Source organism: Flavobacterium tistrianum (assembly GCF_003254545.1).
In the GTDB taxonomy this organism is placed as follows: Bacteria; Bacteroidota; Bacteroidia; order Flavobacteriales; family Flavobacteriaceae; genus Flavobacterium; species Flavobacterium tistrianum.
This window is the reverse complement of sequence record NZ_QJRH01000068.1, coordinates 119,315-134,807: the sequence shown is the minus strand read 5'-3', so window position 1 is coordinate 134,807 and position 15,493 is coordinate 119,315. Positions and strand designations below refer to the sequence as shown.

Here is a 15,493-nt window from a genome sequence, read left to right as displayed (position 1 = left end):
TTAAGGAGCAAAGGTTCAAAGTTACAAAGGTTCAGAGATTTTTTTTTGGAATCTATAATATAAAAAAGGGATGAATTTTAAAATTCATCCCTTTTTGGTTTTTTATAATTTTTGCAATATCGGTTCTTATCGAGTAATCTTTGAACCTTTGTACCTCTGAACCTTTGTACCTATTTTTTATCAACTACCGGTCTATTTTCTCTATTAGCTAAATCCCAGGCTACTACGAAAGCCAGTTTTGTTCTTTTTGTTAAAGCGTCGTATTCAATTTTTTGAGGTTCATCGCCTTTTCCGTGGTAATCTTCGTGAACTCCGTTGAAGAAGAAAACAGCTGGGATACCGTGTTTTGCAAAGTTGTAATGGTCAGAACGCTCATAGAAATGGTTTGGATCTTTTGGATCATTAAATTTAAAATCTAAGTCCATTTTGATGTATTTTTCGTTTTGAGCCACAACCGCATTGTGTAAATCAGAAGATAATCTGTCAGCACCAATTACATAAACGTAGTTATTTGTATTAGAATGCTCCACATCGCGACGTCCGATCATATCGATGTTGATGTCAGCAATTGTATTTGCAATTGGGAATAATGGATTTTCAGAATAATAACGAGATCCGTGTAAGCCGTGCTCTTCGCCAGTTACGTGAAGAAACAAAATAGAACGTTTTGGACCATGGCCTTGTTTTTTAGCTTTAGCAAAAGCTTTAGCCATTTCAATAACCGCTACAGTTCCAGAACCATCATCATCAGCTCCATTGTAAACTTCACCATCTTTAACGCCCACGTGATCATAGTGTGCAGAAATTACCAAAACTTCATCTGGTTTTTCAGTTCCTTCAATATAAGCCCAGATATTTTCTGAATCAGGAAGGTTTTGATTACGTCTTGCATTCATAAATGCAGCAGGAACTGGCTGATAGAAATCTGAAGCTCCTTTTGGAAAAGAAATCCCGCTTTTTTTGTATTGCTCGATCATATAAAGACCTGCTTTTTTTTGCCCTTTAGAACCAGTTTCGCGACCTTCCATTTCGTCAGACGCAACAGTATAAAGCATTTTTTTAAGATCTTTTTCACTGATGGCTTTAACGTATTTTGATGGATCTGAATTGTCTTTTGATGCCGTTGACTGCGCAGTTTTGCAAGAATACGCAGTAACAATTAAAAATAAAATGAGTATTTTTTTCATTCTAGATAGTTAGTGTAAATTAATAAATGTGTAAAGAACGTAAAGGGTTAGTAAAAATAGAATAAAAAGAGAATTTATAATAAACAAGAAGAAGCTTTTAATAAATGAGACTATTCTAGATTCACCATAAAAACGATGATGTGCAGGATAAAAATAATAACACATCCAAATGGTTCCCGCAAAAGTGGTAATGCCTGAAATAAATGATAATGGACTATCTTCTCCAAAAAGACCAATTACTCTGTCGATGATAAACATGATGAGAAAAATCAGTAATAGGAAAGAAAAATAATGGAGCGTGAAAATGCCATGATCAAAATAATACCATTTCTTTTTGTTGTGGAAAAGCCACAGGAAAAAAGCAAAAAACGGCATTATTATAAAGAGGATTTTAGGAAGGTTGTGAAAGAACGATTCGACAAATTTTTCATAAATCTCTTTTTTGGTATATTTTTCCGTAACATGTATTGCTTTTTCTGAAAACCAATAAGAAGAAGCGTTCAGCTTCTCATGTGGTTTTCCATATTTTTGAATCGAATCAATTTCTTTCATTGTTTTAAAATGAAAGTATCTTTTATCGTCCTTTCTGCTTATATTTAGACTGTCAGTAGCCTTAGAGAGCTCTTTGTTAAGCGCTTCTTCACTTTTGTCAATTTTTTCACCTACATTGTTTGGAAACATTGCTATCAATAAAAAAGTAATAAAACTTATAAAAATGTAAAGTCGAACCGGTGCAAGGTAAGACAAACGTTTTCCTGAAAGATATTCTTTGGTAAGCGTAGAAGGCTTGAATAGCAGATTTTTTATGGTTTTCCAAAAAGCATTTTCATAATGGGTCAAATCTTCAAAGAAATGAACAAATAAATGATGAAAAGTTTTTCGGCTATCGCTGTTTTCTTGTCCGCAGTTGGGGCAGTATTTTTGTTCAACAACATGTCTGCAGTTTAGGCAAGTTTTGTCTTCTCTTATTTTATTATGTGACATTGGTTTGTATTAATTGATTTGTTCTGGTAGTTTTTAGGTATTTAATTTTTGAAATTATTTCTTCAAGACTTCGTTTAAGAAAAGCTGTAAATGATCAAAAGATCTTTTTGCCGCAACAGCATTGTATGCAGCGCCTTTAGAATTATCATTTCCGGCTTCTGGATTTGTAAAAGAGTGAACTGCATTTGCATAATAGATCATTTCCCAGTCTGCTTTACCATCACGCATTTCCTGTTGAAAAGCAGCAATTTCATCTTTTGAAACATACGGATCATCGGCTCCATGACAAATAAGAACTTTTGTAGAAATTGGTTCATTCTTTCTGCTGGCATCTTTTCCTAAACCGCCGTGAAAAGAAGCAATACCTTTTACATTCAAATGCCCGCGGGCAGCTTCAAGAACTCCGCTTCCGCCGAAGCAATAGCCGATAGCAACAATATTATCTTTATTAGCGCCTAATTTGATTAATTCATGTAGTGCTATATCAATTCGTTTTTGATATTCTTCATAATTTGTTTTATAATATCCGGATTGTTTTCCAGCTTCACTTGTATTTTTAGGATAATTTCCTTCGCCGTATATATCAGCAATAAAAACGTGGTAACCCAGTTTAGATAATTCTTCCGCAATTCCTTTAGAAGCATTATCAATTCCAAGCCAAGCTGGCAAAAGTAAGATTCCCGGATTGTTAGCGCTTTTTTTAGCAGATTTTATGAATAAGCCATTTAGCTGTTGGCTTCCTTCTGTATATTTTACTGGTTTTAACTGCGCATTCATAAGATTTGAAAATAAGATTGCACTGAATAAAATGATTATGGAGTTTTTCATGATTTCTTCAATTTTTAACAAATATCAGAAATATTATGTTACAAAAAAACCTCGCAAGTAAATTCTTGTGAGGTTTGTAACCAATACTTTAAAAGAATGTTTTTCTTTTTTACAAAGATATATTTCGTTTAAAAGCGCAACCCAATTCTACAATAGAATCGGTTTTATCGATACCTGGTATTCCATCGATTTTTTCATAAAGAATACGGCGCATGTGCTCATGATTTTTGGCTATGATTTTGATGTAAAGCGTAAAGGAACCTGTTACATAATAACATTCGGTAATCTCAGGAATTTCTTTAAGCGCTTCAATAATTCGTTCAGAATCAGAATCTTTATTTAAGGTAAGTCCAGTAAAAGAGGCCCAGTCGTACCCAATTTTCTTTTCTTGAATAATGGGTTTAATTCCGCCAATTACACCTTGTTCAATCATTCTGTTAATACGCTGGTGCACCATTGTATTTGATATTTTAAGATTAGTGGCGATAGCAGAATAAGCCATTCTTCCGTCTTTTTCTAATTCTTTTAGGATACTAATATCAAATTCGTCTAATAATTCCATTCAGTAAAAATCGTTTTAAAATTGAGTCTTTTGCGATTCATAAAAGTAATTCTTTTTTTTAATAAACAGACATTGAATCACATTTCTCAAAAATAAATATGTCTTTTTTGATGTGCTTAAATTTAAGTTTTGACTTTTATTTTGTTATATTTAAGTCAAAATATTCTTTTTTTGATTATTATTCGTTTAATTTTAATATTTTTGTAGAAATAAAAAGCATATTATGACAAGTACAGAAAAAACACTTTCATCAAAATCAGAAGTTTTGATTGAAAAAGAAAACAAATATGGAGCTCATAATTACCATCCGCTTCCTGTAGTTTTAGAACGAGGAGAAGGCGTTTATGTATGGGATGTTGACGGAAAGAAATATTATGATTTTTTATCTGCTTATTCTGCGGTAAATCAGGGTCATTGCCATCCTAAAATTGTGAATGCAATGGTAGAGCAGGCGCAAAAACTGACTTTGACTTCTCGTGCTTTTTACAATGATAAATTAGGAAATTACGAAGAATATGTAACGAAATATTTTGGTTTCGATAAAGTCCTTCCAATGAATACAGGTGCTGAAGCAGTTGAAACAGCTTTAAAAATTTCTAGAAAATGGGCCTATGAAGTAAAAGGAATTCCAGAAAATCAGGCGCAGATTATTGTATGCGAAAATAACTTTCACGGAAGAACCACTACTATCATTTCATTTTCAAATGATGACACAGCGCGCAAAAACTTCGGACCTTTTACAGATGGTTTCATCAAAATAGAATATGATAATCTTGAAGCTCTTGAAAACGCTTTAAATTCATCTAAAAATATCGCTGGATTTTTAGTTGAACCAATTCAGGGTGAAGCAGGAGTTTATGTTCCTTCCGAAGGATATTTAGCGAAAGCGAAAGCACTTTGTGAAAAACATAATGTGCTTTTTATTGCCGATGAGGTGCAGACTGGAATCGCACGTACAGGAAAATTATTGGCAGTTCATCACGAGAATGTACAGCCAGATGTTTTGATTTTAGGAAAAGCAATTTCTGGTGGAGTTTATCCAGTTTCGGCTGTTTTATGTAATGACGAAATCATGAATGTGATTAAACCAGGACAACACGGATCTACTTTTGGAGGAAATCCTGTTGCGGCAGCAGTTGCGGTTGCAGCCTTAGAAGTAATTAAAGACGAAAAACTGGCTGAAAACGCAGAACGTCTAGGTGTAATTTTAAGAGACGGATTGAATAAAATCGCTGAAAAAAATAACTTAATTACACTAGTTCGCGGAAAAGGTCTTTTGAATGCCATTGTAATCAATATAGACGAAGAATCTGATTTGGCTTGGGAAATCTGCTTGAAATTCAGAGACAATGGATTATTGGCAAAACCAACTCACGGAAATAAAATCAGACTGGCACCGCCTTTGGTAATGACCGAAGAGCAGATCAAAGAATGTTTGGAGATTATCGAGAAATCTTTGAATGAGTTTAAAAAATAATCTGATTTCTTTTTTAAGATAAAAACAAAAGCTGTCTCATAACAAGACAGCTTTTTTTGTAGACCATTTTTTTGTTTTAAAAAGCGACTGCTGTCACAACAATCGCTTTTTGTTATAATTACTAAAATATCAAAAAAGTAATTATTTTTTGGGAGCAGCACCTGGAATCAATTCGCTCTTTTGCTTGAATTTGCTGTATTCTACCACTCCTGTTTTGTCTGCCCAATCAAAATATTTTGCAGAAAGATCATTTACAATTCCTGGATTTTGTGCTGCAACGTTTGTTGTTTCTCCACGGTCTGCTTCTAGATCATAAAGTTCCCATTGGTAAGACGGATAAATTGAAACCAATTTCCATTTTCCTTCTCTAACGGCTCTGTTTCCAGCTCTTTCCCAGAATAATGGCGCACCACGGTTTACTTCTGATGCGCTGTCAAATAAAACAGGCAATAAACTTTTACCAGGAAGCGGATTAGAGTTTACCCCATTTAAAGTTTTAGGATATTCAATTCCAGCCAATTCGTAGAAAGTAGGAGCAAGGTCAATAATATGTCCAGTTCCTTTATCGATTCTTCCTGCTTTAATTTTTGATGGATACCAAGCAATAAATGGAGAACTGAATCCGCCTTCGTGCATATTGTTTTTATAATCCTGTAAAGGTGTATTCGATAAATATGCCCAGTTTTGTTCTTGATAATCAAAAGAGCCAGAAGAACCCACAGGTCCGTCATTTCGAACCAAACCTCTCCCCAGCGGATTGTAAGTATTAAACCCACCTTGAGCACCATTGTCGGAAATAAAAATAATTAATGTGTTTTTATCCTTTTTTAGTTCTTTTAGTTTGTTCAAAACTTTGCCCACGTTTTGATCCATATTGTCCACCATTGCGGCATAAACCTCCATTTTGGCTTTCCAGAATTGTTTTTCATCGTAAGTCAATTTATCCCATTCTGGAACTTCAGGATCACGAGGAGCAATAGTTTGGTTAGGAAGCAAAATGCCATTTTCTCTTAATTTTTGAATTCTTTTTTCTCTTAATACATCCCAGCCTTCATTAAACTTGCCTCTATATTTTGCAATATCAACAGGTTTTGCTTGTAATGGCCAATGTGGAGCAGTAAAAGCTAAATACAAGAAGAAAGGTTTGTTTTCTTTGTTTTGCTCATCTAAGAAAGTAATCGCATTATTGCCGATTTCATCTGTAAAATAATAAGAATCATCTTTTGGGTGCAGCTCTTCGTTATTGCGAATTAATTTCACTGGATAAGGCGTTTTTCCAAAAGGCAGAGGTTTGGTGTCAAAATAATTTGAAGCTCCTTTTAAGATACCATAAAATTTATCAAAGCCTCTTTGATTAGGCCACTGCGCTTGATCTTCAGAGCCCACATGCCATTTTCCTGATAAAAGTGTACTGTATCCGCCTGCACGAAAAACTTCACCCAAAGTCAAAGATTCTTTGTTTAAGTAACCTTGATAAGCTGGTAATCCCAGATTGACATCAAAGAAGCCAACACCAGCTTTATGCTGATATTGTCCCGTTAATAATGAAGCTCTCGTAGGCGCGCAGATTGAGTTGTTGTAAAATTCGCGAAGACGCGTTCCTTCTTTTGCCAATCGATCTAGATTTGGAGTGCTAATTTCGGAGCCGTAATTTCCTAAATCAGAATATCCCATATCATCTACCATAATCAAAATGATATTTGGTTTTGATGAATTATTCTGTGCGTTCGATTGGTAAAAACCAACCGTTCCAGATGCAAGAAAAGACAGTAAAATGTTTTTTATTTTAGTATTCATGGTATTGTTTTTTGTTAATTTTCATTGGTTTTTATGTATTGAAAAGTAAAAAAGCAATGAAAAGGGTAATAATAATATTGAATAATTGTGCAATTAAGAAGGCAAATAAAGGTTTTCTACTATTATTTTGAAATAAATCTCTAAAATTGGTTTCTAAACCAATGCTTGTAAAAGCTAAAGCAAACCAAAGCCCTTGCAGATTTTTCAAGCTTTCTTTAAGTTCATCGCGAGTTTCTGGTGCAACAAAAAAGGAGAAAACAACAGAAGCCACGATAAAACCAATAACAAACTTTGGGAAACGTTCCCAGATTACTCCAAGAGTTGGTTTAGATTCTTGAACTTCAGAAGATTTATTGTGAGTGTAAGTCCAATAAATAGAAATGGCAAAAGCGGCTAATCCTAATAAAACATTTTGAGAAAATTTGACAATTGTGCTTATTTTTAAAGCAGTTTCGCCAACCAAAGTTCCAGATGCTACAACAGCTCCAGAAGTATCAATACTTCCTCCGAGCCAAGCACCTGTTACTTCTTCAGGGAAATTAAAATATTTAGCAATAATTGGCATGAAAATCATCATCGGAATTGCGGTAACCAAAACGATTGAGATTACATAAGATAATTTTTTTGAGTCGCCTTTGATTGCGCCAGAAGTTGCAATGGCAGCCGAAACTCCACAGATGGATACAGCACTTGAAATCATCATGGTTAATTCGTCATCAACTTTTAGTTTTCGACAAAGCCAAAAAGCAAAATACCAAACCGATAAAACGACAACCAAAGCCTGTATTAAACCTAACGAACCTGCTTTTAGAATATCCGAAAAAATAACACTCGTTCCCAATAAAACCAATCCGATTTTGACAAAAAGCTCAGTTGATAGAGCAGAACGAAACCATTCTGGAAGTTTGAAAAAATTACCAATAATCAATCCGATGGCTAAACTAAAAATTACAGCTTCTAGATTGAGTGCTTTTACTTCAGTATTTCCGGCAAGTATTAGTGCAATTATAGTGAGGAAATAAACTATTGGAAATCCTAAAACGAAATTTTTAACCGATTTTCCAACTAAAATAGTTCCGATTATTCCAATGACAATAAAATAAAGAAACTGAAATCCAATTGTTTGAAGGTTTTTGATTTCGAAAATATTGTTTATTAAGTCTGTTCCGTTCGTCCATTTAAAAATGGGAATTTCGGGAAGAAAAATAAAAAGAGAGATTCCGATGATTAGAAAACCAAGAATTACGACGGTCCAGTCTTCGTGAATAGTAAATTTTGTTGAGTTTGACATTGTATTCTTAATTAATTTGTTATCCTAACAGGTTTTTTAAAACCTGTTAGGTATTATTTGTAGGCAATTAAAATAATAGCTGCTATACAATTGATTTTGAATCCGCTAGATTTCCTATTTGCTTTAGACTGATTTAAAAGTAAATACCTAACAGGTTTTAAAAACCTGTTAGGATATTGGAATTATTTCGTCTGTAATGTTATAGATAGTTTACAAATCGACAAAGTATTTTTGTTTTCCAAAGTCAAATTCGTAATAAGTTAAATTTGGCCAAAGCGGTTTAATTAAACCCTTTTCCCAAGTTTGCAGCGCAGTTTGCAATTCTTTTACTTTTTTTGGATTTTTTTGTGAGAGGTCTGTTGTTTCCGATTTATCTGAGGCAAGATTGTACAGCCATTTTTCATGTGTTTTTCCGCTGATGACCAATTTCCAGTCACCACTTCTAATGGCTTTTGCATCACCTGAGCGCCAGTATAAGTCTTTGTGGGCGACTTTGTTATCATTTACTGTTTTCACTAAATCGACCCCGTCATAAATTCTGTCTTTTGGTAAATCAGATCCAATTGCCGATGCAATGGTTGTAAAAATATCCAGAGTGCTTACAGGATTTTTATAAACCGTATGCGGCTTGATTTTTCCTTTCCACGAAAGTGCAAAAGGAACATTGATTCCGCCTTCAAAATGTGAAAATTTACCGCCTTTTAATGGTGCATTTGTTGTCGCAAAAGTATAATCGGCACCGCCATTGTCGCTGGCAAAAACAATTAAAGTATTTTCTTCAAGACCTTCTTTTTTGACTTTTTCGCGAATTCTTCCGATGGCATCATCCAAAGCGCTGATCATGGCAAAATAAACGCGTTTGTTTTCGTCTTTTACATTCGGGAAACGGTCATAATACTTTTTGCGAACCTGAAATGGCGTATGAGGCGCATTAAAAGGAATATAGAGTAGAAAAGGTTTATTCTTATTTTTATCAATAAAAGCTTCTGCTTCATCAGCAAATTTTTCGGTTAAGTAGGCTTTTTCGTCAATAATAGTACTGTCTCGACGAATTTGTCCAATTCCAACACGGCCATTTCCCCAAATCGTTTTGTCTGTAAAATCTTTATGATGATGATTTATAATATCAGGATCATCTTCAGGAGCATAAAGCGAAAATGCCTGATAAAATCCGTAATGATAATCGAATCCACGGTCTAAAGGGAAAAATCCTTTGTTGTGTCCTAAATGCCATTTTCCGATAATTCCTGTAGCATACCCTTGTCTTTTGGCTAAATCAGCAAAAGTGATTTCAGATTTTGGAAGTCCTTGCGTTTTAATAGAAGCTTCGTTTGGATAATCGATTTTATCATTTAATCTCCAGCCATTTGTATTAATTAAATATTTAAAACCATAATATTCCAAATTATTTTTCGGATAACGATCTCCAGGCTGATACTCATGTCCAAAACGTTCTTGATATCTTCCCGTAATCAATCCCGCGCGCGAAGGCGAACAGATTGCTGCTGATGCATAACCATCTGTAAAAGTAACTCCAGAAGCTGCCAAAGAATCGATTTGTGGAGTAGGAGTTGATTTTCCGCCATAGAGCGAAATATCATATTTGCCTAAATCATCTGCAAGGAGAATTATAATATTTGTCTTTTTTCCTATAGCGGAATCTTTAGGTTTTGAGGCTAAAAATTCTTTTTTGCCTTCTGCCAATTTTTGATCTTCTTTGACTAATGTTTCGTCTGTATTAATTGGCCAGAATAAAAATGCTGCCAGAATAAGAAGCAATATTAAAATCGGAATTACAATTTTGGTTATTTTTTTATAGGTTGCCATATTTTGGTTTGGTTAGTTTTTGAATGGAATGGAAGTATCTATAAGAACTTTGTCAAAGTTTGAAACTTTGACAAAGTTTTAAAGTTTCAAGACTACTTCGAAGCCAACGCAACATCAACTTCATTTTTCAAGTCATTTGTTCCTTCTTTCTTAAAAACAATTTTTCCATTTTGATATAAAATCAAGGTTGGAAAAACTTTTACGGTTTTTAAATCGGCAATAACTTGCGGACTGTCTTCCAGTTCAATTTCTACGATTTTTAAGTTCGAACTATATTCTGATCTTATGTTCTCTAAAACTGGTTTTACTTTTTTGCAAGCACCACAGTATTTCGAACCAATATCAACTAAAACTGTTTTATTTTCAGCTATAATTTTATTGAATTCTGCCAGAGACAATTTGCTCTTTAGATTGGAATAAAAAGGTTTTCCGTTTCCAATCCAATTGGCAATTCCGCCTTCTAAACTATAGGCTTCTGAGAAACCATTTTTTAATAATTCTTTTTCTAAAGCAACGCTTCTGCCAGCTCCAATAGAATATATAAAAACAGGTTTTGACTTATCTAGTTTAGCAACAGATTGCGCATAATTTTCAGATTGAAGATTAAAGTTTACAGCACCTTCAATATGATTCAGAGCAAATTCTTCAGGCGTTCTGGCATCGACAATCTGCGGATTCTTTTGACTTTTTATTTTCGAATAAAATGAATCTAATGATAATGAATTATGAATTTCATTTTGCGAAAAAGCAGCAACTGCGCATAAAAAGGCAATTGCTGTTATACTGGTTTTTAAAATGTAATTTTTCATATCGAAAAGTTTTATACTTGTTCTAATACTGGTGCGGGAGTTTCTTCAGCAACAACTGCCTTAGGTTTTAAAGGAAGAGATAATACGCCTTCAGCAAGAGAACTTCCTTCTTTTTTAGATTTGAAAATTGGCCAAAGAAATTGAGCGTACCATTCTTCTTGCTTGTATGATTTTGTTCCGAACGATTTTGGATATTGGCGAGTAATCAATCCTGTTCCGAAAATGACATCCCATATAAAAAACATGTTTCCGAAGTTTCCTTTAAAATGTCCAACACCGTCTCCGCTTGTGTCAGCATGGTGTGCGTGATGCGTTGCTGGAGTAGAAATCAGTCTTTCTAAAACCCATGCAATTGGATGCAATATTCTGTATTTGTAAAAAGGTTTGTCCCAAGGAATGCTTGAATGCGCTCCTAAAGTGATGAAACTTTTTATTACTAAAACAAATAAAGCAGGAAGTCCTAAACCTAAATAGGTTAAAGTGGCTGTCAAATAAATTTGAGAAAAGAAAACTGTATAAATAAAGTTTTGTCTAGAAGCCATAGCCATTCCCATATACGGAGCAGAATGGTGTGTTCTATGAAAACGCCATAAAAACGGAACTTGATGATGCAATCTATGATACCAATATTGCGTTAAATCGTCGGCAATTGCAATTAAGAAAAAGCCTCCCCAAAACGGAACCCATGATAATGAATTAGCCAGATTTGGCAATAAATAAGGCAAAGCAGTTAAACTAAAAAAAGCAATTACAGGAGGTAAAAGCAATTTTGGAGCTAAGAAGCAAACGATATCTATTTTGCGTTCTTCGCCTGTCCATTCATCATCGTATAAGCCTGCCGCAAATTCGATGACTCCTAAAACTAGCATAAAAACGGTTAATCCCCAAGTGCGGATGTTTTCGAAAGCTGGTTTTGCAAATTCTAAGAATGAAGGTAATGCAATATGTGACTCGCTTACTGCACCGCCAGTTAGTTTAAAATAAAGGTAAATTGCCACTACAGGCAATGAATAAATGAAGAAACTTATCGTCAAATCTCTTGTTAATTTTTCTTTTTGAACTATTGCCATGATTTCTTATTTTAAAAATTGATTTACTACTGCTAATCCGCCAGCTAAAATGGCAAGCGGAACTAAAAACAAGATTATCCCAACGACAATCTTTTTTCCTATAATTTCATAATCTACTCGTTTCATAATTATTCTTTTTATGTCCTGCAAGGTTTTTCAAACCTTGTAGGTGTTTTTTATTTATAAGATTTGAAACCTACAAGGTTTGAAAAACCTTGCAGGTTAAGTGTAACTAGTTATTGGTTCCTCCAGGTTTAGTTGCCTGTTTGATTAAATCAGAAATTGTTTTTCCTTTATCAGCACCAGTATTGTGAATTCTTCTGTTATAAACATCCTGCCAATCGATTAAAGGATATAGATTATTTTCTTTTGCCTGTTCGTCAAATAATTTTTGAAGTTCAGCCAGTTTTTCAGGATATTTTTTTGCTAAGTTGTTACGTTCGTTAAAATCTTCGTTTAGGTTGTATAATTCCCAAACATCAGTATCGAAGTTACTTGGAGCAGGTTTTTCGTTGCTTCCTAAAGACTTTTTTACTGCGAAAGAATCTGGTAAGTGTGCTGCAGAAGCCTTCCATCCGTCTTTATAGATTGCTCTATTTCCAAAAATGTAGTAATACTGCACTTTATGTAATGATTCAGCTTTTGGATTGTCTAAAGAAGCTTTGAAAGTTGAACCTTGAATAATGTCTTGTTTGATTCCTTTAATATATTCTGGAGCTTTAATTCCAACAATATCCAAAGTAGTTGGCAATAGGTCTGTTACATGACTGTACTGATTTCTGATACCGCCTTTATCTTTAATTCCGTTTGGATAAAAAACAATCAACGGATTACGAGTTCCTCCTTCTGATTGTGCATCTTGTTTCCAGTTTTTGAAAGGAGCATTTGTTGCTTGTGCCCATCCTAAAGGATAATTCGTGTTTAAGCCTTTTGCAGTTCCGATTTCGCCTATATTGTTCAAATTGCTTTGGAAGTTTTCTTCGTCGGTTTTTCCTTGAGCAAATAAACTTTGGTTAATTGTTCCTTGAAGAGTTCCTTCTTTACTTGCGCCGTTATCTCCAATGGCAACAAAAATTAAAGTATTATCCAATTGTCCGCTTTGTTTTAAATAATCTACAACTCTTCCAATTTCATAATCTGTATACGTTAAGAATCCAGCGTAAACTTCCATGAATCTTGCGTATACTTTCTTTTGATCTGGTGATAATTTTTTCCATTCTGTAATTAAAGCGTTACGATCTGGAAGACCTGCATTTTGAGGAAAGATTCCCAGTTTCTTTTGGTTAGCCAATACTTTTTCGCGGTAAACATCCCAGCCTTCGTCAAATTTACCTTTGTACGGTTCAACCCATTTTTCAGCCACTTGATGAGGTGCATGAACTGCTCCCGGCGCATAATACAAGAAAAATGGTTTTCCTGGCGCAGCTTTTTGCTGTTTTTGAATATAACTGATTGCTTTATCTGTAATCAATTCATTCAAATGACGCCCATCAGGTTTAATATGAACTTGATCTTCTACCAAATCAGGATTGTACTGATCGGTCTGAGAGCCTAAGAATCCGTAGAAATGGTCAAAACCTTTTCCTGTCGGCCATCTGTCAAAAGGACCTGCATCTGTTGCATCTTCGTCTGGCGTAACTCCATATTTTCCGACAGCAAATGTATTGTAGCCGTTGTCGCGTAAGATTTCTGCAATTGTTCCTTTATCAGAAGGAATTCTTCCGTCCCAACCTGGGAAACCAGCTGATAAAATGGTATGAGAAAATCCGCTTACGTGAACTCTTCCAGAATTTCTTCCAGTTAATAAAGCGGCGCGGGTAGGAGCACAAATTGCTGTTGTATGGAAGTTTGTATAACGTAAACCGTTATTTGCCAGATTCTCGAAAGTTGGCGTGTTGATTAAACCTCCAAAAGCACTTGAAGCTCCAAATCCAACATCATCCAATAAAATCCAAACAATATTAGGAGCGCCTTTTGGTGCCGTTACAGGATCTGGCCAATATTCTTTAGAATCTGCTAAAGTTTTCCCTATTGTACCCTTAAATTCTTGTTTTTCCTGTGCAAATCCTAATTGTGCAATTAGGACAGCAGTAATCAAAAGCCCTTTCTTAGAGCCTTTGATTGAAATGCTATTTTTAAAATTTTTCATTTTTATAGTTTTTTAGTTATATGGTTTTAATTAATATCCAGGATTCTGAGGCAACCCGTCAGGGTTGATGTTTCTTTCGCTTTGCGGAATCGGATAGAGATTATTTCGTTCTGAAACTGAATTTTTAGCCGTTACTTTTTTTACTTCGGTAACCAATGTTCCCCACCTTACCAAATCGTACCAGCGCTGTCCTTCCTGCACAAATTCTTTTTTGCGTTCTTCTTGAATTGCAGCTCTGAAAGAAGTCTGATTTAATCCAACTAAGTCGACAGTTGCATCTGGAGTTGTAATAGCTTTTCCAAAAGCTCTTCTTCGCACTTGATTAATCAATTCGTATGCCTCTGTAGTTGGTCCGCCTTGTTCATTTATCGCTTCCGCTAAAGACAAAAGGATGTCTGCATAGCGTATAACAGGAAAGTTGATCGCGACATTTCCAGGAGTTGCCAGATTGCTTAAATCCAAGTATTTTTTGAAGATAGGTTTAGGAAATGTATAAAGCGTTCCTGTTGCTGGATTTAGAAGCTGTTTGGCATAACTAACATCTCTTCTTTTATCTCCAGGTGCATAGATGTCGTAAAACAAAGCAACATCTGAAATAATATCTGCTGGTTCTGTTGCTGTAAATCCGGTAAAAGAAGTAGATTGGAAAGTACTTCCGCTAGAACCGTTTCCTGCCTGATTTGGCTCAAATTGAACAGAGAAAATATGCTCTTTTCCGTTCTTTTTTGTTTTGGTGAAAATATCTTGAAAATCTTCAAATAATGCATATCCGTAACCGCCATTAATTACTTCTCTCGATTTTGCAATAGCATTTGGCCAGTCTTTTCTAGTCAGGTATACTTTTGCTAAAATCGCTTTTGCTGCTCCAGAAGTTGCACGTCCGGCATCTGCTGCTGTATACGTTTTCGGAAGAGCTTCGGCATCGGTTAGATCCTTAACGATTTGAGCGTAAACTTCGTCAACTGTTGAGCGATTTGTTTTTAAATCTCCCAAATTGATAGATTTAGCTTCATGCAAAACAATTGGAACTCCACCCCAAAGACGAACTGCTTGAAAATAAAGCAATGCTCTGATGAATTTAGCTTCATTGATCAATCTAGTTTTGATTACTTCAGAACCAGATACTTTTGGGATGTTGTCAATCGAAACATTAGCTCTATTGATTCCGTTATAAATTTGTCTCCATGCTACCTGAACGCGGTCATTAGTAGCATCGTGGGTTAAACTGCTCATTGCTCTAACTTGCGGATTTGTTGCGGAAACTCCCGCTGCTGCATAATCAGATCCCATATCAGTCAAGAAATAAAGATTTCGACCAAATAAACTCTGCTCACCTGGATCAAGGCTTAAAGAAGCATAAACAGCAGTTACACTAGCCGTAGCATCATCTTGAGTGATAAAGTAATTGTCTTCGGTTACAAAAGAGGTAGGTGTTACCTCTAGATCAGCGCAAGATACAAGTAGACCAGCGCTTAAAAGTAATGTTATAATTGTCTTTTTCATTTTAATATC

The 15,493-nt window shown here is 35.0% G+C and carries 12 protein-coding genes; 1 reads left to right on the top strand and 11 read right to left on the bottom strand.

Features of this window, described 5'->3' with window-relative positions; all coding sequences use genetic code 11:
• Nucleotides 1-170: 170 nt before the first annotated feature.
• The 4 genes from DMB71_RS11145 to DMB71_RS11130 all read right to left on the bottom strand — a co-directional run bounded on the left by DMB71_RS11145 (nucleotide 171) and on the right by DMB71_RS11130 (nucleotide 3,561).
• A complete protein-coding gene (locus tag DMB71_RS11145) occupies nucleotides 171-1,187 on the bottom strand; it encodes a M28 family peptidase (RefSeq protein WP_111366108.1) in 1,017 nt (338 codons plus the stop codon).
• 9 nt (nucleotides 1,188-1,196) lie between these two features.
• Nucleotides 1,197-2,171: a DUF3667 domain-containing protein gene (locus DMB71_RS11140; protein ID WP_111366106.1), complete on the bottom strand. Its 975-nt coding sequence runs from the start codon at nucleotides 2,169-2,171 to the stop codon at nucleotides 1,197-1,199.
• 54 nt (nucleotides 2,172-2,225) lie between these two features.
• On the bottom strand, nucleotides 2,226-2,999 hold the full coding sequence (locus tag DMB71_RS11135) for a dienelactone hydrolase family protein (RefSeq protein WP_111366368.1): 774 nt from the start codon (nucleotides 2,997-2,999) through the stop codon (nucleotides 2,226-2,228).
• 109 nt (nucleotides 3,000-3,108) lie between these two features.
• On the bottom strand, nucleotides 3,109-3,561 hold the full coding sequence (locus DMB71_RS11130) for an Lrp/AsnC family transcriptional regulator (protein WP_008468693.1): 453 nt from the start codon (nucleotides 3,559-3,561) through the stop codon (nucleotides 3,109-3,111).
• A 223-nt stretch (nucleotides 3,562-3,784) separates the two neighbouring features.
• Between DMB71_RS11130 and rocD the strand changes: the two genes are divergently transcribed.
• On the top strand, nucleotides 3,785-5,038 hold the full coding sequence (gene rocD / locus DMB71_RS11125) for an ornithine--oxo-acid transaminase (protein WP_111366104.1): 1,254 nt from the start codon (nucleotides 3,785-3,787) through the stop codon (nucleotides 5,036-5,038).
• Nucleotides 5,039-5,179: 141 nt separating this feature from the next.
• On the opposite strand, the gene DMB71_RS11120 is transcribed toward rocD, so the two are convergent.
• The 7 genes from DMB71_RS11120 to DMB71_RS11090 all read right to left on the bottom strand — a co-directional run bounded on the left by DMB71_RS11120 (nucleotide 5,180) and on the right by DMB71_RS11090 (nucleotide 15,484).
• On the bottom strand, nucleotides 5,180-6,835 hold the full coding sequence (locus DMB71_RS11120) for an arylsulfatase (RefSeq protein ID WP_111366102.1): 1,656 nt from the start codon (nucleotides 6,833-6,835) through the stop codon (nucleotides 5,180-5,182).
• A 31-nt stretch (nucleotides 6,836-6,866) separates the two neighbouring features.
• Nucleotides 6,867-8,126 (bottom strand): YeiH family protein, encoded by a 1,260-nt coding sequence (locus DMB71_RS11115; RefSeq protein WP_111366100.1) that lies wholly within the window; start codon nucleotides 8,124-8,126, stop codon nucleotides 6,867-6,869.
• A gap of 210 nt (nucleotides 8,127-8,336) precedes the next feature.
• Nucleotides 8,337-9,953 carry a sulfatase-like hydrolase/transferase gene (locus DMB71_RS11110; RefSeq protein ID WP_111366098.1) on the bottom strand — a complete coding sequence of 539 codons (1,617 nt, stop codon included), beginning with the start codon at nucleotides 9,951-9,953 and terminating at the stop codon, nucleotides 8,337-8,339.
• 92 nt (nucleotides 9,954-10,045) lie between these two features.
• Nucleotides 10,046-10,762: a thioredoxin domain-containing protein gene (locus tag DMB71_RS11105; protein WP_111366096.1), complete on the bottom strand. Its 717-nt coding sequence runs from the start codon at nucleotides 10,760-10,762 to the stop codon at nucleotides 10,046-10,048.
• An 11-nt stretch (nucleotides 10,763-10,773) separates the two neighbouring features.
• On the bottom strand, nucleotides 10,774-11,832 hold the full coding sequence (locus tag DMB71_RS11100) for a sterol desaturase family protein (RefSeq protein WP_111366094.1): 1,059 nt from the start codon (nucleotides 11,830-11,832) through the stop codon (nucleotides 10,774-10,776).
• A gap of 232 nt (nucleotides 11,833-12,064) precedes the next feature.
• Nucleotides 12,065-13,981 (bottom strand): arylsulfatase, encoded by a 1,917-nt coding sequence (locus DMB71_RS11095; RefSeq protein ID WP_111366092.1) that lies wholly within the window; start codon nucleotides 13,979-13,981, stop codon nucleotides 12,065-12,067.
• Nucleotides 13,982-14,011: 30 nt separating this feature from the next.
• Nucleotides 14,012-15,484, bottom strand: a complete 1,473-nt coding sequence (locus DMB71_RS11090; RefSeq protein ID WP_111366090.1) for a RagB/SusD family nutrient uptake outer membrane protein — start codon at nucleotides 15,482-15,484, stop codon at nucleotides 14,012-14,014.
• Nucleotides 15,485-15,493: the final 9 nt, after the last annotated feature.